Raw genomic sequence first — 19,559 nt, 5'->3', positions numbered from 1 at the left:
GCAACGTATCACCGCCCTGTGCAGCTCATTCAAGCTGAAACGGTGCGGCCGGGTATATGCCTGGTGAACTCCCTACTACCGATCGGTCAGAGCGTGACGCACGGCACTCGCCAGCGAGGAAGCGCCGAAAGGCCCGCCGCTGGCCGTCGTCGATCCGGCCGTCCCATGCAGCCACGCGGCCGCAGCTGCCTTCTCCACCGTGGCGCTCAATCCACCATGCTGAGTCCGCACCAGGGTCGAGCCCACCAGGCCGGCGAGGCAGTCGCCCGTTCCTGCCGTCGCCAGTTCAGGACCGCCCTCGTTCTGGACCAGGGTCCTGCCGCCGGGCGCCGCACTCACCGTGGTGGAACCTTTGAGGAGCACGACGACGCCCAGCGCCCCGGCCGTGCGGCGCGCGGCGGCCACGGGGTCGGCTTTCACCAGGTCCGCGAAGCCGCCAGCGAGGTGCGGCGCCAGCCGGTCCACGAGTTTCACCAACTCCCCTTGGTGGGGCGTCAGTACCACTTCACATCCGGCGCTCCGCAGCCGAGACAGGTGATCCAGGGTCACCAGACCTAGCGCCGAGGCGTCCAGAACCAGCGGCAGACCGCCGTCTACGCAGGCGTCGACCACCGCGGCCAGCCGAGACCGGGCATCATCGTCCGACCCCAGTCCCGGCCCGGCGACCCAGGCCTGGGCCTTCCCCTCCACGCCCGAGCCAGCCACCACCTCGGGGTGCGCCGTCAGAACCAGGTCCGCCGCCCGCCTCGGTCCGGCGTACTGGACCATGCCCAGTCCGGAGGCCAGCGCGGACGAGCACACCAGGACAGCAGCCCCTGGGTACTGCTCCGATCCCGCGCACACCCCGAGCACCCCGCGGCTGTACTTGTGGTCATCCCAGGCAGGCTGAGCGAAGACGGCGAGCGCGTCGTCGCGCTCCAACGATGAGACGTCTGATTCTTCCAAGTACGTACCGAGGCCGATGTCCACCACTTCCACCCGGCCGGCAGCCTGCGCGCCGGCTCCGACCACCAGGCCGGTCTTGAGCGCACCGAAGGTGACGGTCAGGTCGGCCGGGATCACCCCGCCAGCCACGTGCCCGGTCTCGGCGTCCACCCCCGAAGGCAAATCGCAGGCCACCACGGTGATTCCCGCAGGCACCAGCGGTGGTTCCCATCCACCGCGGGCACCAGTCCCCAGGACGCCGTCGATCAACATCACGGCGTCGACGGGAATCTGGTCCGCCACGCGACCGCCAGCACGGCGCAAGGCAGCCAGTCCAGCCTCGTGTATGCGCTCTCCGGTCGGCACGGCCACCGCATTCACGCCCCGGCGGCGCAGGAAGGCCAGCGCCCACAGGGCATCGCCGCCGTTATTCCCGGTGCCGACCAGTGCCGTCACGGTTGCCCCGGCCACGGGACCGTGGGAGCGCAGCTCCCGAACGACCACCCGAGCAAGCCCCCACGCGGCGCGGCGCATCAGCGCTGCCCCCTGGCCGGCGCGCAGCAGTGGGCTCTCAGCGGCCCGCACCGCGGCGCCGGTATACGCGTGGATCATGGCCATACCTCCAGCAGAACGGGTCAGCCCTCGGCCACGGCCTCCTTGGCCGCGAATCTCGCGGCGAGGGACCGTGTGTTGAGTTCACGCTCGTCCGGCGTGAAGAGGCGATCCCGCAGGGCCGGTACCTTGGTCAGCTGCTGCTTGAAACGGGCTACCAGGACAAGGTTCACGCCTATGCCGATGAGCATGCGAGTAATGCTAACTGCCGGCAACATTGAAGTTAGCCTTCGCTGCGCCGAATTTTGCGCACGAGAACTCTCTCGTAGTCTCACTAGCACTGTTCCATTCTTTCCTGAGTGTGTCTGATTGTGGTCATCCCATAGGTGCAGGGCGCAGACCGCGAGCGAGTTATCCCGCTCCAGCGATGAGACGTCGGGCTCCCCAGATGCGAACCGAAGCCCATCTCCTGCTGGACCACGGTGGGATCCAGCAGCAGGAACTGCACTCCACCGACGGTCACCTGCGCATTAAGGTGCTGAGATGATCCTCGTAGTTCTCGTAGGCGCTCGCGTTCCAGCGAATCACTTGCTAGCCCGGCATATGCCGGATGCGGTCGCGCAGGCCGGACGGGATCCGTACCAGATAGCTGTGGTACTCGGCGTCAGCTCCCTCGGGGATGTCCCCGGCATGCAGGACGAGGGCCGGAACATGCGAGGTCATGGTCTTCGACTTCGGCAAATCCAGCGTAGGCGGGTTGCGATCACGCATGAGGTGGAGCAACCACAAGCCAGGGCCGACTTGGACCTGTGGTGACGGTCGAGTGAACTTGCCGGCTCCCCCACCTCGCCCGCGATCCCGGTTCTATCTATGCCTTGACCGTCAGGATCGGCTCCGGGGGAAACACCGTTCAGGGAGAAATTGCAGCCGAGATCCCCCTTGACGATGCGGCTACGCAACGCGGACTGGGGAGAGTACGGACCCCTGTTGGTCGAGACCCTGAACGTGGTGGACGAGTACGGACTCGTGTTCCCAGCAATTCAGGTTCGGCCTACCTTCGTTGGAACGGAGGGGATCACAGTTCCAACGCAAGGTGGCACAGATGAAGGCCTCAAACATTGGCAGCAAGCCGACACGGCGAGCCGCCGTGGCGGTGGTGGCCGGGCTCGTGACTTCAGCGGCCGCGAGCATCCCGAAGAACGTGATCGAGATGGATGACGCGCAAATTGCCGCCAAGATCAAGACCGAGGGAACCCAAACCCGTACCGCGCTTCAGGCCGCAACAGTCCATGGCATCCAGACCCCGGACGATCCAATCCAGACTGCGCTAAATGCACAGAGTGCACTGGCCGTGTCCACGCAGATCACGTCCCCTGGGTCCCAGCTCCATGAGGATCTGATCGGCCTGACCAGCGCGTACATGAGCCAGCAGCTTGGCGTTGTCACCCCGTCACAACTGACTTTGGCCGGCTTGCAAGCGGCCGCAGATGAGGCCAAGGCTAAGGGCGAGCGGCTATGGGCGGCCGGTGATTTATTCACCACCGAAACGCTGCATCTGAACTGTGATTTGGACATGGCCGGGTTGACCATCAATTATGGCGGCGCTGGTGACGCAGTAGTCCTTGGGTCAATGTCTGAGGTGTCATGGAGGATTGCTGGGTCAGCACCCAAAGCGATCTACACCGGCGACCGGGCGACCAACCATGACACTGTTGGCATCCGTGCTGTCAACCTGAACACGGCTCGGATCTACATCCCGTACATCCGATCATTCGGCAAGGGTCTGCTGGTGTGGGCCGAGAGCCAAGGGAACGCCTACAACGAGTTCTCCATAGGTCACCTCGACACGAACCGCGTGAACATGGAGCTCGACCGCAACGCTGGCGGCTGGGTCAACGAGAACGTCTTCTTCAACGGCCGCTACGGACATAGCACCTGGTATGGGACAACCCGCGTTCCCGGCACCGCGCACATTAATATGGTGTACCGCGAAGGTCACCATCCGATCAATAACAACCGGTGGATCAAGCCTTCCGTTGAAGGCAACGTTGCCGAGTTCCATGCCATCTTTTCCGGCTCTTATAACATCATCGACCAGGCCCGCTGGGAGTCCACTGAGGGCGCTCGTGTTCGATGGGCCATGACCGCCCGGTATAACACCATCCACATGGGCTACGGGGCTCAGTGGGTCGAGGAAATCTTTGACGACACGTCCGTCATCGCCACGACGAACCAGATCTACGCGCCGAACCAGCTCCGGCTAGTCGATTACAACCGGCCGGTGCTGGTCGCTGAGAACTCCAATGGCGGTGCCGTAATTGCCATCCAGTTCCCAGGCTCACGGGCTGCCGGTTTGAGCACTTACAACGGGGCGCACGGAGCTAGTGCCGCAGCAGTCACCTACGCCCACAATTTCATGCTGGGGCGTGCGGCACCGGGCGAGCGTGAACGTATGCTCCTCAACTGGGTAACTGGACGCACCTCCTTTGGCCCCGGTGGAACTACTGGCCCTCCAGCGCAGTTTGGCTGGGACAGCAACAATGGCGGCCTGAGCATCACCGGGGCAAACCTGCACATGACCGCTGCCAACAGCATTGGCCATCCAACGAATATCGGTTGGCGGCCGGGCTATATCCGCGCCCGCTCCGGAATCACGCCTGGAGTGTTCACCACGGCAGGCCGCATCGACCCCGTGGTTGCAGGCAAGGGAACCATGATCTACGACGACGACCTGGACATGCCCCTCTGGTCAGACGGCACGATTTGGCGCGATGCGATGAGGAATCCCGTCTAGAACCAACCGCCGGATTAGTGCACCAGAACGGAACTTTAGGCCGGGTGTCAGCCCATGGCCACAATCAGTACGAAGAGCACGACCACCGCGGCTAGACCGATGACCACGGCCGCCACTGTGCCGGGGTTGACCTGCTTCTTTTGGGTGTAGCCCGTTCGGTACTTAGTTTGGCGCTGTTCGCTATTCATAGATCCCTGGCGATATCGATTCGATGAGGCGGTGCAAAGGAGCGGCGGAGGAAGTCGACCTGCTGTTACAAACACCCTGCGCTGATCGGCAGGTACATCGAGCGCTACCGCCTGACACGTGCCGAATCACGTAGCGAAGGGGTATGACCTCGTGCAGCCCATAAATGCAATGCAAAGAGGAGTAGAGCGTTGCCGCCGCCTGCCCCGATTGCCGGATTGGCCCAGTAGGGACGTCGTTTGGACCTCACCTTTCGCGCCCTAAGGGCTTTCAACAATCCTCACAACGCCGGACACCGCGCTACGCAAGGTCGAGGTGCCGTACGGACCGTCCTCGGACGCCCGCGTGCCGGCCATCCCGTGAAGCTAGGCCGCCGCAGCGGCGTTCTTCGCCGTCGCGGCCGGCCCACCTTTTTTACTCCGGGCCAAGGCCGACCCGACGAGCCCTGCGAGACAGTCACCGGTCCCAGCGGTCGCCAGCTCCGCTCCGCCGTCGTTCTGTACCAAGGTCCTGCCATCAGGCGTAGCGCAAACCGTCGTGGAGCCTTTGGGGAGGACGACGACGCCCAGCGCCTCGGCCGTGCGGCGTGCGGCGCGCTGCGGCCACGGGGTCGGCTTTCGCCACGTTCGTGAAGCCGGCGGCGATGTCCGGGGCTAGCCGGTCCACGAGCTTCAACAACTCTCCCTGATGGGGCGCCAGGACCACGTCGCAGGCGGCCGCCCGGAGACGGTCCAGATCCTCGAGTTCCACCAGTCCCAGTGCGGAGGCATCTAGGACCAGTGGCAGACCGCCGTCCACGCAGGCATTGATGACCTCGGCCAGGCGGGAGGGCGTCGTCATCTGATCCCAGCCCCGGACCGGCGACCCACGCCTGAGCTTTCCCTCCAACGCCCGAGCCGGCCACCACTTCCGGGCGCGCCAATAAGACAAGATTAGCGGCCCGCTTCGGCCCGCATACTGCACCATGCCCGGCCCGGAGGCCAACGCGGACGAGCACACCAGGACAGCCGCCCCCGGGTACTGCTCAGATCCGGCGCAGACACCGAGCACCCCGCGGCTGTACTTGTGATCGTCCCAGGAAGGCCGGGCGAAGACCGTGAGTGCAGCGTCACGTTCGCACGAGGAAACTTCAGGTTCCTTGAGGTGCAGTTCGAGGCCGATGTCCACCAGTTCCACCCGTCCGGCGGCATGAGCACCGGCTCCGACCACCAGCCCTGCTTGATCCCTCCGAAGGTCACGGTCACGTCAGCCGCGATAACTCCCCCGGCCGCGTGCATCCGCTCTCCGGTCGGCACGGCCACCACATTCACGCCCCGCCGACGCAGGAAGGCGAGCGCCCACAGGGCATCGCCGCCGTTGTTCCCGGTGCCGACCAGTGCCGTCACGGTTGCCCCGGCCACGGGACCGCGGCGCAGCTCCCCAACGACCACCCGAGCAAGCCCCCACGCGGCGCGGCGCATCAGCGCTGCGCCCTGGCCGGCGCGCAGCAGTGGACTCTCAGCGGCCCGCACCGCGGCGCCGGTATACGCGTGGATCACAGCCGTGAACCTCCGTTCAGCGGGTCAGCCCTCAGCGACGACCATCGCGGTGGCCACGTCCCCATCATGGCTGAGGGACAGGTGCCACTTCTTGACGCCCTTGGCGTCGGCCACGTCGGCCACCGTGCCGATGGCCACGACGTGCGGGGCGCCGGCGGCGTCGATGTCAATCTGACAGTGCTGCCAGTTCATGCCGGCCGGGGCGCCGAGTGCCTTGGCCACGGCTTCCTTCGCGGCGAAGCGGGCCGCGAGGGAGCGGGTGTTGAGTTCACGCTCGGCGGGCGTGAAGAGGCGGTCCCTCAGGGCCGGCGCCTTGGTCAGTTGCTGCTTGAAACGGGTTACTAGGACTACGTCCACGCCAATGCCGATGATCATTCGGCCATCTTATCCAGGTAGCCAGAGATCGCTGGTGGACGAGCCCCCGCGCGCCACCGGAGTCAGAGACCCAGTTTGACCTTGTCGATCGGGGTCTGCATCCATTCGGGCGGTTCGGAGGAGCACCCTGGAGTCATAAATGTCTTCGCGTAGGCGGCCATGGCGTACACGAAGTCGTACGCGTACCCTCGCCGACTCCGGGTGGGTTGGAACTCGTACATGTGCAACTCGCCGTCCCAGCACCGGTCCATCAGCAGGCGGGACCGCTCGATGTGGTGGTCAAAGGTCAGCACCCCAAGGCTCTCGACCCCGTGCTCACGCGCCAGTTCGGTCCCGTTGATCGCCTCCCCCTGAGTCGTCACCGGGTCCGGCGCGAAGCATTCCACGGTGGCCCCGCCCGGGGACTCGTGACACAGGCTCGCCGGGGCATCCTGCGGTGTCGAGACCAGCAGCCGGTCGGTCACGCCCTCCTCGGCCAGTCGCCGGGCCTCGTCGTGGGCGCCGGGCTGGGTCGCGAGCACGATCAACGCGTCCACCTGCGGTGCCGGATCCACCCGCGGGTTCACGGTCAGCCACGCGAGAACAACGCCGACCGCAAGGAATGCGACCACCACCAGTCCCACTCCCCGCAGGATCCACCGGCGAGCCCGACGACGGCCCGTCTGCTTCCGCAGGCGGCACCCGCGGGCGTCGCCTTCCCTTCGATCACCGGCCCGGCCGTCCATGAGCTCGTCCAGTGTCACCGCTGCGCGGACTTCAGGATGACGATGCCCCGCCCGGGGACGGTCACCTTGTCCCCCGCCTGGAACTCCTGAACATCCGGGGTGGCGTCGGCGGTGTCCACCACCAGGTCCCAGGCGGCCGGGAACGGCTCACCGGGCAGGGTGTACTCCACCGGCTCCCAGTACGCGTTGAGCAACACGTAGAAGTCATGGTCTCCCCCGTTGCCGTCGGCATCAGCACCCCGCTCGGATTCGGCCAGATCGTGGCCGTTGAGGAAGAACGCGATCGACCGGGCATAGTACGTCTCCCAGTCGGACTCGTCCTTGGCTGTGGCGTCCGGCTCGAGCCAGACGATGTCCGGCAGAGCCTTCGCATCCGACCGTGCGGCGGGTCGGCCATCGAAGTACCGCCGGCGCCGGAACACCGGATGGTCTTGCCGCAGGGCCACCACCCGAGAGGTGAACTCGATCAGATTCTCGTCCGCCTGGTCCCAATGGATCCAGGAGAGCTCGTTGTCCTGGGCATAGACGTTGTTGTTGCCCTGCTGGGTCCGTCCCAACTCGTCACCGTGGCTGATCATGGGCACGCCCTGGCTGATCATCAGCGTGGCGAGGTAATTGCGCTGCTGCTGGGCACGTACCCGCAGGACCTCAGCGTCGTCCGTGTCCCCTTCGACGCCGCAGTTCCACGAGCGGTTGTGGCTTTCGCCGTCGTTGTTGTCTTCGCCGTTGGCCTCGTTGTGCTTCTCGTTGTACGAGACCAGGTCCCGCAAGGTGAAGCCGTCGTGGGCCGTCACGAAGTTCACCGATGCTCGCGGAGTGCGTCCGTCGTCCTCGTAGAGATCCGCGGATCCCGTGATGCGAGTGGCGAACTCGGCCAGGGTCCCGGGTTCGCCACGCCAGAAATCGCGGACAGAATCCCGGTACTTGCCATTCCATTCGCTCCACAGGCCCGGGAAGTTGCCGACCTGGTACCCGGCCCAGCCCACGTCCCAAGGCTCGGCGATGAGCTTTACGGTGCGCAGCACAGGGTCCTGGCGAACCACGTCCAAGAACCCGCCCATCATGTCCGGCCCCTGCTCACCCTCGGAACGGGTCAGCGTGGTGGCCAGGTCGAACCGGAAGCCGTCCACATGCATCTCCTGCACCCAGTAGCGCAGGGAATCCATAACCAGCTGCAGCACCATGGGATGGGAGAGGTTCAGCGAGTTTCCCGTCCCGGTGTAGTCCATGTAGTGGCGCTCGTCGCCCTCCACCAGGTGGTAGTAGTTCACATTGTCGATGCCGCGGAAAGACAACGTGGGGCCCATGTGGTTGCCCTCGGCAGTGTGGTTGTAGACCACGTCCAGGATGACCTCAAGGCCGGCGGCATGCAGGTCCTTGACCATCTGCTTGAACTCGCGCACCTGTCCGCCGGTGTCCCCGGCGCAGGAGTAGGTGTTCTGCGGCGCGAAGTAACCCAGGGTGTTGTACCCCCAGTAGTTGGAGAGCCCCTTGTCCTGCAAAGAGGAGTCGTTGGTGAACTGGTGGACCGGCATCAGTTCCACCGCGGTGACGCCCAGCCGCGTGAGGTGCTCCACCACAGCGGGATGGGCCAGGCCGGCATACGTTCCGCGCGCTTCCTCGGGGACCTCTGGATGGAGCTTGGTCATGCCCTTGACGTGGGTCTCGTAGATGACGGTCTCGTTGAAGGGAATGTCCGGCCGCTCGTCCTGGCCCCAGTCGAAGGCGTCGTCCACCACCACACCGAGCATGGTGTGACCCAGCGAGTCCGAGGTGTCGATCGCGTCGTGGTCCTCGAAGTCGTAGGAGAACTGGTACTGGCCCCAGTTGAAGTCGCCCGTGATCGCCTTGGCGTAGGGATCGAGGAGGATCTTGGCCGGGTTGTACCGCAGCCCGGACGCCGGGTCCCAGGGTCCGTGGACCCGGTAGGCGTACTTCTGCCCATCGCCGACTCCTGCCACGTGCACATGCCAGGTGTTCCCCGACCGCTCCGTCAACTCAACGCAGGTTTCGGCACCCTCGGCATCCACGAGGCACAGTTGTACTTTCTCGGCATCCTCACCGGCGGAAAGTGCGAAGTTCGTCCCGTCCTCGTCCGGGGTGGCACCCAGCGGATAGGGCACGCCAACAGTGGTCTCGACCATGTCACTCCTCGGTTGGAAATGGACTCCGAGCACAGTCTATGGCGGTGGGAGTCCAGTCTGGTGCGACTGCCTCACGTTCAGGGCCGGGAGTCGGCGAGGTACTCCTCCAGCGCCGTCCACTGGTCCCGTGGCGTGAACCCGGTGGCCTCGAGCTTGGCCAGGTCCAGAACCGAATTCAGCGGCCGCCGCGCCGCGGACGTGCCGGCGAAGTACTCCTCGGTCGTGACTTCAGACACGTCGCTCGTCGGCCGGCCGGCGTGCGCGTAGACGTGACGGGCGACCTCTGTCCAGCTCCCGGGGGCCCCACCATTGGTGACGTTGTAGGTCCCGTAGGGAGCATCGCCGTTGCGCAGGTGGACGATGGCCTCGGCCAGGTCCCGGGTGAAGGTCAACCTGCCGAATTGATCAGAGACCACGGAGGGGGCGATGCCCCGCTCGGCCAGCGAGCACATGGTGCGCACGAAGTTGCTACCGTCCCCGATCACCCAAGACGTGCGCAGCAGGTAGTGCCGCGGCGCAACCATGGCGGCCAGATCCCCGGCGGCCTTGGAGGCCCCGTAGACGTTTGCCGGGCGCAGCGGGTCGGACTCGGTGTAGGCGCCGTCCTTCGTCCCGTCGAACACGTAATCCGTGGAGACATGAATGAGCGTCACACGGTGCTGCCCGCAGGCCTGCGCCAGCCGCGCCACGCCTTCGGCGTTGGCCGCCCAGGCGGCCCTACCACCGTCTTCGGTCTCGGCCTCATCCACTGCCGTGTAGGCCGCGGCGTTGACCACGGTTTCCACGCGGCGCCAGTCGATGCGCCCGACGGCGGCGGGATCGGCGAGGTCGAAGCGGTCGCGTCCAAGGAACTCCACATAAGATCGGTCGGCCAGTAGGCGGGCCAGCTCCCGGCCCAGCTGGCCGGTGGCCCCCAGCACCAGCGTGGTCGCCGGGGCCATGGGCACCACCTCGGCCAGCGGCGGATGCGCACGGTCCTTGTCCGAGAGCTCGGCCTGCTCCAGAGGGATGGGCCAATCAATGGCCGCTGTGGAGTCGGCGAGGTTGAGAAACGTGTATTCGGCTTGAGCCTCGGCGGACCAGTGGTCGTTAACCAGGTAGGTGTAGGCGGTGTTGTCCTCGAGGGACTGGAAGGCATTGCCGACCCCGCGGGGAACAAAGATTGCGGTGGAGGGATCAATCACGGCGGTGAACACCCGGCCGAAGGTGGTGCCCTGGCGCAGGTCCACCCACGCCCCGAACACCGAACCGGTGGCCACGGAAATGTGCTTGTCCCAGGGCTCGGCGTGGATGCCCCGCGTGGTGCCGCGGCTGACGTTGTAGGAGACGTTGTTCTGCACCGGCCCGAAGTCAGGCAGCCCGCGATCGGTCATCTTCTGCCGCTGCCAGTTCTCCTTGAACCAGCCACGGTTGTCGCCGTGCACGGGAAGGTCGAAGAGGGTGAGCCCGGGGATGGTGGTGGGCTGGGCGGCGAGTTGCTTCGAGAAGTCGACCGCCGCCGTCGTGCGTTCCTGTCCCGCCGTCTGAGCTGCGCCCATCACTGTCCTGTCAACTGGTACTTGGCCTCCGCGGCGGCCTTCTGGGGCCGCCACCAAGGTTCATGGTCCCGGTACCACTGCACGGTGTCCTCCAGGCCCGCCCGGAAGTCGGAGTACTGCGGAAGCCAGCCGAGCTCGGTGCGCAGTTTGGCGGAGTCGATGGCATAGCGCAGGTCATGCCCGGGGCGGTCTACCACGTGGTCATAGGCCCCGGCCGGCTCGCCCATGACCTCCAGGATGGTCTCGATCACGGCCTTGTTGTTCTGCTCCCCGTCCGCGCCGATGAGGTAGGTCTCCCCCACTGCGCCCCGCTCGAGGATGCTCAGCACGGCCGAGGAGTGGTCATTGGCGTGGATCCAGTCCCGCACGTTGCGCCCCTCCCCGTAGAGCCGGGGCCGCCCGCCGTCGATCACGTTGGTGATCTGCCGCGGGATGAACTTCTCCACGTGCTGGTAGGGGCCGTAGTTGTTGGAGCAGTTGGAGATGGTGGCCCGCAGACCGAAGGAGCGCACCCAGGCCCGCACCAGGAGATCTGAACCGGCTTTCGTGGAGGAGTAGGGACTGGAGGGGTTGTACGGGGTGGTCTCCGTGAACCGATCGGGGTCGTCTAGCTCCAGGTCCCCGTAGACCTCGTCCGTGGAGATGTGGTGGAACCGGATGTCATGGCGGCGGGCGGACTCGATCAGCGCGTAGGTCCCCAGGATGTTGGTGTCCACGAAGGGCCGTGGGTCGTTGAGCGAGTTGTCATTATGGGACTCGGCCGCATAGTTCACCACGGCATCCACCTGGGGCATGAGCTCGTCCAGGAGGCCGAGGTCCGCGATGTCTCCCTGCATGAACGTCATGCGGTTGGCAGGCAGGCCCTCCAAGGAAGAGCGGTTGCCGGCGTAGGTCAGCTTGTCCAGCACAATGACGCGATGGTCCGTGGACTCCAGGACGTAGCGGATGAAGTTAGACCCGATGAAGCCGGCTCCGCCGGTGACAAGGAAGGTGCTCACACGCTCAAGGTAGTTGCGAGCAATCCTGGAGTCCCCGGTGCCGGGTACTCGATCAGCACTCGTGACAAGCAATTCGTCGACCGAGCCGGACGGACTAGGTGTACTCGGCCATGGCGTTGGTGACACTCGGGCTGCTGGGACGAGGCCGTGTCTTGAGTGGATGCGTTCAGTGCTGTAGCGCCTCAGCCATGGTGCCAGTGCGTCGCTGCGGGCCTGGCTACTGGTGAAGGGTGCCGGTAGGCCCGTTCGATGGCGAGGGTGCGGTTGAAGCGCTCGACCTTGCCGTTCTGCCGGGGGCAGTGCGGCTTGATGAACTTGCGCCGTGCTCTCAGGCCGGCCACGGCTGCCTTGCACGCGGCCGAATGACGGTAGCCGAAAGCATTGTCGGTGATGACCCGTTCGATCCGGGCGATGCCGTAGGAGGCGAAGTAGTCGGCCGCCCGGGTCAGGAACCCGGCCGCGGTCGCTCCCTTCTCGTCGGGATGGACCTCGGCGTAGGCGATCCGGTTGTGATCGTCGACTGCTGCGTGGACGTAGTCGAAGCCGGCCCGAGATCGTCCGGTGCGATGGCTCACGCGCAACTGCTTCGCGACCGCTCGCCAGCCGCCTCCGTCGGGGATGCGTCCGAGCTTCTTCACATCAAGGTGCACGAGGTCGCCAGGACTGGAATGCTCGTACCGGTGGACTATGGACCTGGTGGTACGGACGGCAGACCCAGTGACCGGATCCAGCCACGACAGCGGCGGCATCGGTGCCGGGCGAGGATTCGAGAGACTGTCCGAGCAAGGACTTCCGTCGCGCGGGCAAGCCTGGCTGGTCCGAATCGGTGCCGCGTTCGGGCCGCGAGCACGGCCTGCTCGCGCTCGGCGCTGGTCCCGCTCGGCATCCGGCGGGGCCGACCCCTTCGGTCGGCCAGGCCCTAGGGGCCCGCTTCGCGGAACCGGCACACCCACCGGTGGGCGCATTGACGCGAGACGCCCAGTTCCCTCGTGACAGGGGATACGGGGCGTCGGTCCTCGAGAACCCGTGCGACGAGCAGTCGGAACGGTCAGACAGGCATTAACGTGGGACACAGAGGCCTCCTGGCGGTGGTTGAACTAGACAGCTCCATCAAGCCAGGGGCCTCGTTCGCCTGCCGCTTGGCGGTCCAGTCGAGGATCTTGATCACCTGGACACAGCCAAAGGCAGCGTGGATGTCCGTCATGCGGTTGTTCAGCCCCGCGACCTCGTTCCGGTGCCGCTGTTACATCCCCTGGTTCCGGAGCAGTCGCACTGACCAGGCGACGCCCTTATCCTGAGTGGAGGCCATGCCTCCCTCGCCGGAGGTCACCTTCTTCGTGGGGTAGAGGCTGAACGCCGGGAATGCTACGAACGTACCAACCGGTTGCCCGTTCCATGACAATGCATGAGCCCTCGCCGCGTCTTCGAGTATTCCGAGTCCATGTTGTTGAGCCAGCACTGGGAATGCCGCCATATCGGCGGACTGACCGTAAGGGTATACCGGCATAATGGCCCGCGTTATATCCGCTACAACTGCGGCCGAGTTGGTTGTCGCCGCTTACGTGAAGGCCACGATGTCTTCGTCACCCGGCCCGATCCCTGCAGCCAACAGACTGAGGTGAAGTGCCGAGGTGCGAGAATTAACAGCGAGGCCTGCACGCCCTGCGTCAGGACCACCGGTGTCAGGAAGTTCGTCACAGTACTCAGTCGTCGCCCGTAGGTGCCCACGGTTCACAGCCTCAGCAAGTTTGTACTGAAGTTGATCCTAGCCAGGGAGGAGTTCGATACCGTCTTTGACGAGATCAACGAGGGCCATATTGATATCGACGCCCACTACGGAGTGCCCCTTGGGAGTACATTGAATCACCAGTGAATGTCCTACCTTCCTAACAGAATGACAACACTTCTCACGAAAGTCCGGCTATTATTTATATGCTACGAAGAGAGCCAGGACTTTGATCTGAAACTGAAAATGACGCTTTCCCCAAATCAATGCCATCAAGGCTATCTGACGGTTCGGCTCCGTCTGGCGCTCTATGCCAGACGGTCCTAAACAACGTCCATCAGTCCAGGACCCCGCCACCCGGGTGAGGTGACACCCTTGAGAGACGCAAATGGGAATCCCGCAAAGTCCTCAGTCGCGCACTGCAAAGGAAATCGAAGTAGCTGCGTGCCAATTGACTTTCTCTCCGGACGGCTCCACCTCATTAATCACCACGCCCAATAAATCGGCCCTGCTCGCTTCAAGGATTGTCACCGCCTCCCGTAATTGGCTGCCCCGCACGTTCCCAATTTGCGAGACTAAGACGGCAGATCTCGTATGGGCAGACAAGACAACTGCGTCGGTAACGGGGAGTAGGGGCGGTGAATCAATCAGAACGTAGTCGTATTGGCGTTCGGCGATGCTCAAGAAACTCGACATGGATTTCGAGCCAAGCAGCTCAGATGGGTTAGGTGGCATAGTGCCGGCCAGCAATACAGAAAGAAAACCGCTTGAGTCAATATGAAGCACATCTTGTGGCACAGCAGCGTCCGCGAGTAGATCTGCTAGTCCTCTTCCAGCGTCGATGCCCATCCGTGACGCAACATTCGAGTGGCGGAGGTCTGCATCAATGAGCAACACTGACTCTCCCGCTTGAGCCAGGACAAGCGCAAGGGCGGAGACGATTTCAGTCTTCCCCTCCCCTGGTCCTGCCGATGTAAATACGATTGCCCGGCCATCATTCTTTGAACCCACGAACGAAAGGTTGGTTCGGAGCCTGCGGAAGGCCTCTGCGTTTACTCCTGACGAAACTTGGCGCTCAGCATTCTGCCGTGCCTCCACGTGGTTCCACTTGACTTCGCCTAGAATTGGAGCGCCGGTCAGTAACTCGATATCCTTTTTATCTCGCACTCTCGTGTCGAGATCGCTGCGAACAGCTATTTGCCCTACACCGAGCAGTATTCCCAATGCCGCCCCAAGGGCGACATTGACCCTTAGATTGGGCTCTGAGGGCGAACTGGGGGCGACTGCACTGTCAATCATGTTCGCGCCGGCTAGACGTTGCCCGTCTGCTCCCGTGGGGGAGAGTTCATTGACCGCCGTCAGCACGCTCTCTGTGGCGGCGTTAGCTAGTACGGCTGCGCCACTCGCAGTCTCACTCCGTGCTGATATGTGGATAATGGACGTTTCTTCAGGAGACCAGACGCTCAGCTGGGTAGCCAACGCTTCCGGTGTCGCGTCCATGCCGAGTTCCTCGATAATTGATTCTAGAACAGGCGTTGACGTCGCGACATCCAAATATGAAGCCAACTGGCTCTGTGTATAGAAGGCCCCGGGCGAAAGTTCACCTGGTCCACCTTCACTCTTCACGGTCAAAAATACTGACGCAGAGGCCGAGTAGACAGGCGACTGAAGATTGCTGAATACGGCGGCCCCTGCGACGCAGACGACAACAACCGCCAACGTACCTCGCCAAAATCGCAGAACGATACCCAAGTACTGCTGAAATGCCATCGATAAGTCCTAAGTGGAGGCGGGGCGCCGAATATTTGAGCCCCCCGGTTCGTTGACGATGATTGTCTTGCCACATCCACCCACGAGATCCGACATTCGACCCATCTCGAGCGGCCGGTCAACTTCTGAACGAAGGCGACTTCCCAGATAAACGCTGACTTTGGACATCCACGGGACGAAACCAACACACGCCGCACCGAGTATCTCATCCATCTTGGCGCCCTGACTCTCCCACGGTCCTGACCTTCCTCTATAAACGACGGCGGATTCGAAACTCTTAACCTACCTTGACGAGATGAGCCCCGGATCTAGTTATAGATAGTCATGAGCCACACAAGGCAGACAATGACACAGTAACTAACCGAAACCAACACGAAACGCCAATGATCCGCGCCCAGCAAGCGCATTGTCGTCGTCATATCGAGTATTAGAAAGGCCGTTGAACCGATGGCAAACCAAGCTATGGCTCCGAATATGCCGCCCGTCAAAATAGCGCCGACCACGAGTGCGCCAATCTCAATCAACGCACGAGTCGCACTCATAATCAAGTTGACCCCCTGACGATCTACGACAATTCTTGCCGTTCCAACAGACGTTCTTGCTAAAAGGAAAACATACTGAACTACGACTATTGATGCCAGCACACCAGCCGGCGCCCATTCTGCACCCAAAGCCCATCTGAAAATCTGCTCCCCCCAGACCAGCAGAACTATCACCGGAGCTAGCGAACCGGCTAACAGCACCACCACGAGCTGATTCGTAAACGCCCCGATAGCCCTACCTTGTCTGGTACGACTGCTCGCTTCGCGGAAATACAACGTAGAAATAGGGGCACCTACAAGACGCATCGGGATGGCCAAAACCCTCTCCGTCATGGAGTACCAACCGAGTGAAACCGTTCCGAAGAACGCAGATATTGCTTGCCGCGGCGTTTGAGTGGAAATTGTCTCCAACAGGTTCGCAGGGTACTGATATAGCATGAAAGCTCGATTAGATTTAAGCGTGTTTTGAAACTCAACACCCGTGATCTTTGGGAAACGAATCTTTAGACGGAGGTACATTTGTGCATTCGCGACCAGAAGAGAACCCACGGAGCCTGCAACCAGGCCGATCGTACCCATTCCTGCGAATCCAAGTGGAACCGTAATCAAGAGAGTGGCCAGTGACCCAATAATCGAATTCGTGAAAAGAACGCTATTGGCTTCCCTGCGATTGGCATAATATCGAAGATAGCTGGACATGGACGTTAGAATCGACATCAGTCCCACAAGACCACAAAAAAGGGCACCATGAAGTGTGGTCCTCAGCTCGACCCCCAATAACATCAGGACTACAGCAATCAACAGCGCCACGAAGACAAGCCCTATTCCCAGAATGGCACCAACAATCATAGTCCTAACAGCACTCTCGTCCGTGTCGGCTCTGACAACCGCGTGTGGCAGCCCAAGCAAGGCAACGGAAGTGAGAACAGACGCAATCGATACGATCAGCGCAAGTTCGCCGAACGCGACCGGCTCATACAGACGGCTAATGATCGGGAGAGTCACCAGGCTAATTGCATGACCAAGCATTGCCCCTGACGAAAGTACACCCACGCCCCGGACGAAAGTTGAACTCAGTTTCACTCTGAGCCGGGTTTTCAATCTCCCCTTTTTTTTCACTTGGCCTCCCGCACTAATGCGGATGGTGACGTATGCAATCGTTGCGCAGCGAGGCATACTCCAATGAGCGCGAAGAATTGAGGCCAGCTCAAGTAACTCGCCGAGAACAGCAGCGGCACCAGACCCATCCCAACGAAAATGAGTGCAGTAAGACTCCGATCCATGTCATCGGTCGCCACCACGGCTCGAAGAATCTTCACTGCCACCCAAATGAGAATCAATGAACCGACGATCACGCCGAATTGCGAGAGTACTTCGAGAAAAACGTTATGCGGATACCAACCCGTCCACTGGGATGGACCAGAATCTCCCATCAACACCGCCACATGCCTTCGCTCGTTCCCCAAGCCCAGGCCGACGACTGGATGCTCGACAATCAGGTCGACAGTGTGTTGTGCAAGGGCACCTCTTGCCCGATCTTCAAGAAGGGTGCCTTCGAGTAACCGAGTGACAACCCTGGTGCTCAGGCCCAAGTTCTCAAGCGTTTCGAACAGCCACGACAGCAGTGAGTCTCTCACATACTGCAATGCAACTAGTAGTGCCGCGCCTCCACCGACAAATAGGAGAACTAAGCGCGGGGATGAGCGCATTTTTAGGGCACCCCGAATAGCTACGAACAGCACGATTGTCACGAGAGGCCCTCTAGCGCCAGTACTCATCACCATGACGCCGGCTGCTGTAGCCAGAGCAGCATTGAAGAAAGCGTGGCGCTCGAAGGCTGCATCAGCGAAAATCAGTGCCGCCGGGAGTGCGACGTACGCCAAGAACTGCGAATATCCGACTTCATCTTCCGCGGCAGATGTCCGCACGAGCTGGAGAGCTGTCGCAACCAGAATCACGTAACCGCCCCAGTATAGAAGCCTTCTAAAACTCCTAAAATCACTGATTGAAGACATGACGAGCAACCAAATCAAGCCCAACGCCAGATCCACACCGAAGGCCCCGAGAAGTGCCACTCCCCCACCATAGAAGAGCATGCTAATGACCAGGGCTACTGCCAGAAACCAAACAACCACCCAAGCAGGTCGAGGCGCTCGGCTCAGAATCCAAGGAATCGCAGCACAGCCGACTGCCAGAGTCCCGAAATTCACGATGAGATTGCTCAGCTCGCTGGGGATTCCTATAAACCCCAGAGCACTTGGAACCAAGACGAGAAGGGCAGTCCTCAGGGTTAGAAGTACTCCCACTACAATGAGTGCCAGCTCGCCCCTCTGGCCAGATTCGTGCGCGTCCATGGGCTTTTTTGAGTTATAGATAAGCTTCATCGGCTGAATAGTTCTGCATACGCCTTCGCGAGTGACTCGCGCTCCCGTTCCCAGCAGAGAACTGACTTGGCACGGTTGGCGTTCAAGCTCATTCTCCGCCGGAGAGTGGCATCGCTTTGCAACTTGTCGAGCGCTTCGTTGATCTGATCAAGGTCCAACGGGTCTACGAGCAACCCTATGTCGAATTCGCTCACTATCGCCCGAACCTCAGGAAAGTCACTCGCCACAACTGGCGTACCGGCCTGGATGTTTTCGAATAGTTTGTTGGGCAACATTAGGTAGTAGCTCTCTGTGGCTGCGGGTATCGTCACCAACCCCACATCCGCCGCTCCCACATACTCACCTAGCACATCGAATGCTACAGCCGGTCTAAACAGGACTCTTTCCCGGATACCTAGCTCAGATGCGAGTTCATGTAGTTGCTGCAGATAACCGAGATCACCGTCTCCAACGACAACAAGCGCTGCAGCGTCCCTCCCCACCAGGGCGCGGATCGCTGTCTCGATTCCTCTATTGCGTACGACAACTCCGTGGTACATCATCAGAAACGTGTCGAGTTCCAGTCCAAGCTGACCAAGAAGCGCTGCCCTACGCCGCTCTTTCGAATCAGCTGGGTGGAACCACTCTGCAGGCATGCTGCGCACCACCACGGGCCGTTGTCGGTCCTCTAAGTGATGAATCGCCTGTACGCGGTCCGCAATAGACTCATTTACCATCATGCTGAATGTGCAACGGCTAATCAGGAAGCGTTCAAGTAGACGAATGAGAGTGAGCGCTACCCGGCCCCTGCGACTACTAGTGTGCCGTCCCATCTCGAACTCGTGGGAGTCGTAAATGAGGTGAGGACGCCGATCCCTCGGGGTCCCCAGGGTCGACAACCAAGCAATTGTCGTACCGATGAGGTCGTGCCCGCTGATTACGGCAGGTTTAAGTTGACGAGCACGCCTTGCCCACGTCAACAAACTCACCCACCGATTGAGGCCGACTATTGATTTAGCATCGCCCAACGGGCGTGTGGTCGTGGGGAGACACTCCCAACCTTCAACCACAAAGCTACTAGATTCGTCGCCCTTAACCATGACCAACGGGTTCAGTCCCAAGTCCCGGACCACTTCCAGCTCACGCCTATTCCGGCTACTTCGAGCAAGAGTCCCCCCGACCTGAATCTTGAGAAATCGGGCCCCAGGCAGTACTTTCCTGGTTGTAGCGCTTCGCCTATTGGGTCGCATCCCGGAGCGGTCTCGAACTTTCAGCAATGTACTGGTTCCTTCCAGTTCGCGTTTTGACCAGGTCTGCCTGATTCTTAGTCTTATGCGGCTTGCAGAAGCAGCGCCACACCAGAGCATAGTGGACAATCAATAGC

16 protein-coding genes and 3 pseudogenes are annotated in these 19,559 nt (G+C 62.0%); 1 reads left to right on the top strand and 18 read right to left on the bottom strand.

Annotation, left to right across the window (positions count from 1 at the left end):
• Positions 1-75: 75 nt before the first annotated feature.
• The 3 genes and pseudogenes from ABD134_RS13050 to ABD134_RS13040 all read right to left on the bottom strand — a co-directional run bounded on the left by ABD134_RS13050 (position 76) and on the right by ABD134_RS13040 (position 2,199).
• Positions 76-1,536 (bottom strand): NAD(P)H-hydrate dehydratase, encoded by a 1,461-nt coding sequence (locus tag ABD134_RS13050; protein ID WP_344230089.1) that lies wholly within the window; start codon positions 1,534-1,536, stop codon positions 76-78.
• A gap of 29 nt (positions 1,537-1,565) precedes the next feature.
• A pseudogene (locus ABD134_RS13045) lies at positions 1,566-1,727 on the bottom strand (holo-ACP synthase); the annotation flags it as partial.
• A 340-nt stretch (positions 1,728-2,067) separates the two neighbouring features.
• Positions 2,068-2,199 carry a hypothetical protein gene (locus tag ABD134_RS13040; RefSeq protein WP_344230087.1) on the bottom strand — a complete coding sequence of 44 codons (132 nt, stop codon included), beginning with the start codon at positions 2,197-2,199 and terminating at the stop codon, positions 2,068-2,070.
• Between the two features lie 379 nt (positions 2,200-2,578).
• On the opposite strand from ABD134_RS13040, the gene ABD134_RS13035 reads away from it, so the two are divergent.
• Positions 2,579-4,270, top strand: coding sequence for a hypothetical protein (locus ABD134_RS13035; protein WP_344230085.1), 1,692 nt, complete (start codon positions 2,579-2,581; stop codon positions 4,268-4,270).
• A gap of 47 nt (positions 4,271-4,317) precedes the next feature.
• On the opposite strand, the gene ABD134_RS13030 is transcribed toward ABD134_RS13035, so the two are convergent.
• From ABD134_RS13030 to ABD134_RS12960, 15 genes and pseudogenes are all read right to left on the bottom strand, one after another.
• On the bottom strand, positions 4,318-4,458 hold the full coding sequence (locus ABD134_RS13030; protein ID WP_344230083.1) for a hypothetical protein: 141 nt from the start codon (positions 4,456-4,458) through the stop codon (positions 4,318-4,320).
• 363 nt (positions 4,459-4,821) lie between these two features.
• Entirely contained in the window at positions 4,822-5,025 is a 204-nt protein-coding gene (locus ABD134_RS13025; RefSeq protein ID WP_344230905.1) for an NAD(P)H-hydrate dehydratase, read from the bottom strand.
• Entirely contained in the window at positions 4,973-5,296 is a 324-nt protein-coding gene (locus ABD134_RS13020) for a carbohydrate kinase family protein (protein ID WP_344230081.1), read from the bottom strand. The genes ABD134_RS13025 and ABD134_RS13020 overlap by 53 nt, the downstream gene beginning before the upstream one ends.
• 92 nt (positions 5,297-5,388) lie before the next feature.
• On the bottom strand, positions 5,389-5,994 hold the full coding sequence (locus tag ABD134_RS13015) for an NAD(P)H-hydrate epimerase (protein WP_344230079.1): 606 nt from the start codon (positions 5,992-5,994) through the stop codon (positions 5,389-5,391).
• A 24-nt stretch (positions 5,995-6,018) separates the two neighbouring features.
• Positions 6,019-6,369: a holo-ACP synthase gene (locus tag ABD134_RS13010; protein WP_313817141.1), complete on the bottom strand. Its 351-nt coding sequence runs from the start codon at positions 6,367-6,369 to the stop codon at positions 6,019-6,021.
• Between the two features lie 62 nt (positions 6,370-6,431).
• Positions 6,432-7,112, bottom strand: a complete 681-nt coding sequence (locus ABD134_RS13005; RefSeq protein ID WP_344230075.1) for a hypothetical protein — start codon at positions 7,110-7,112, stop codon at positions 6,432-6,434.
• Entirely contained in the window at positions 7,109-9,238 is a 2,130-nt protein-coding gene (gene glgX, locus ABD134_RS13000) for a glycogen debranching protein GlgX (RefSeq protein WP_344230073.1), read from the bottom strand. The genes ABD134_RS13005 and glgX overlap by 4 nt, the downstream gene beginning before the upstream one ends.
• A 77-nt stretch (positions 9,239-9,315) precedes the next feature.
• Positions 9,316-10,776 (bottom strand): sugar nucleotide-binding protein, encoded by a 1,461-nt coding sequence (locus ABD134_RS12995; protein ID WP_344230071.1) that lies wholly within the window; start codon positions 10,774-10,776, stop codon positions 9,316-9,318.
• Positions 10,776-11,774: a dTDP-glucose 4,6-dehydratase gene (gene rfbB / locus ABD134_RS12990; RefSeq protein ID WP_344230904.1), complete on the bottom strand. Its 999-nt coding sequence runs from the start codon at positions 11,772-11,774 to the stop codon at positions 10,776-10,778. The genes ABD134_RS12995 and rfbB overlap by 1 nt, the downstream gene beginning before the upstream one ends.
• A gap of 114 nt (positions 11,775-11,888) precedes the next feature.
• Positions 11,889-12,847 (bottom strand): annotated as a pseudogene (locus ABD134_RS12985) (IS481 family transposase); the annotation flags it as partial.
• Positions 12,823-13,509: pseudogene (locus ABD134_RS12980) on the bottom strand (DegT/DnrJ/EryC1/StrS family aminotransferase). The pseudogenes ABD134_RS12985 and ABD134_RS12980, both read right to left, overlap by 25 nt.
• A gap of 399 nt (positions 13,510-13,908) precedes the next feature.
• Entirely contained in the window at positions 13,909-15,270 is a 1,362-nt protein-coding gene (locus ABD134_RS12975; protein ID WP_344230069.1) for a tyrosine-protein kinase domain-containing protein, read from the bottom strand.
• A gap of 308 nt (positions 15,271-15,578) precedes the next feature.
• A complete protein-coding gene (locus ABD134_RS12970) occupies positions 15,579-16,988 on the bottom strand; it encodes an oligosaccharide flippase family protein (protein ID WP_344230067.1) in 1,410 nt (469 codons plus the stop codon).
• Positions 16,928-18,196 carry an O-antigen ligase family protein gene (locus ABD134_RS12965; RefSeq protein WP_344230065.1) on the bottom strand — a complete coding sequence of 423 codons (1,269 nt, stop codon included), beginning with the start codon at positions 18,194-18,196 and terminating at the stop codon, positions 16,928-16,930. Before ABD134_RS12965 ends, ABD134_RS12970 begins: the two co-directional genes overlap by 61 nt.
• Entirely contained in the window at positions 18,193-18,831 is a 639-nt protein-coding gene (locus ABD134_RS12960) for a glycosyltransferase (RefSeq protein WP_344230063.1), read from the bottom strand. The genes ABD134_RS12965 and ABD134_RS12960 overlap by 4 nt, the downstream gene beginning before the upstream one ends.
• Between the last annotated feature and the right edge of the window lie 728 nt (positions 18,832-19,559).

This window comes from Citricoccus alkalitolerans (assembly GCF_039528175.1).
GTDB classification, from domain to species: domain Bacteria; phylum Actinomycetota; class Actinomycetes; order Actinomycetales; family Micrococcaceae; genus Citricoccus; species Citricoccus alkalitolerans.
The sequence above is the reverse complement of the archived record's forward strand: the minus strand, read 5'-3'. Positions and strand labels throughout refer to the sequence as shown.

What these genes read in the sequence shown, in the direction of transcription:
- ABD134_RS13050 (WP_344230089.1), bottom strand. Translation starts at nt 1,536, where the DNA reads ATGATCCACGCGTATACCGGCGCCGCGGTGCGGGCCGCTGAGAGCCCA.
- ABD134_RS13040 (WP_344230087.1), bottom strand. Translation starts at nt 2,199, where the DNA reads ATGACCTCGCATGTTCCGGCCCTCGTCCTGCATGCCGGGGACATCCCC.
- ABD134_RS13035 (WP_344230085.1), top strand. Translation starts at nt 2,579, where the DNA reads ATGAAGGCCTCAAACATTGGCAGCAAGCCGACACGGCGAGCCGCCGTG.
- ABD134_RS13030 (WP_344230083.1), bottom strand. Translation starts at nt 4,458, where the DNA reads ATGAATAGCGAACAGCGCCAAACTAAGTACCGAACGGGCTACACCCAA.
- ABD134_RS13020 (WP_344230081.1), bottom strand. Translation starts at nt 5,296, where the DNA reads ATGACGACGCCCTCCCGCCTGGCCGAGGTCATCAATGCCTGCGTGGAC.
- ABD134_RS13010 (WP_313817141.1), bottom strand. Translation starts at nt 6,369, where the DNA reads ATGATCATCGGCATTGGCGTGGACGTAGTCCTAGTAACCCGTTTCAAG.
- glgX (WP_344230073.1), bottom strand. Translation starts at nt 9,238, where the DNA reads ATGGTCGAGACCACTGTTGGCGTGCCCTATCCGCTGGGTGCCACCCCG.
- ABD134_RS12995 (WP_344230071.1), bottom strand. Translation starts at nt 10,776, where the DNA reads ATGGGCGCAGCTCAGACGGCGGGACAGGAACGCACGACGGCGGCGGTC.
- ABD134_RS12975 (WP_344230069.1), bottom strand. Translation starts at nt 15,270, where the DNA reads ATGGCATTTCAGCAGTACTTGGGTATCGTTCTGCGATTTTGGCGAGGT.
- ABD134_RS12970 (WP_344230067.1), bottom strand. Translation starts at nt 16,988, where the DNA reads ATGCCTCGCTGCGCAACGATTGCATACGTCACCATCCGCATTAGTGCG.
- ABD134_RS12965 (WP_344230065.1), bottom strand. Translation starts at nt 18,196, where the DNA reads ATGAAGCTTATCTATAACTCAAAAAAGCCCATGGACGCGCACGAATCT.
- ABD134_RS12960 (WP_344230063.1), bottom strand. Translation starts at nt 18,831, where the DNA reads ATGCCTGCAGAGTGGTTCCACCCAGCTGATTCGAAAGAGCGGCGTAGG.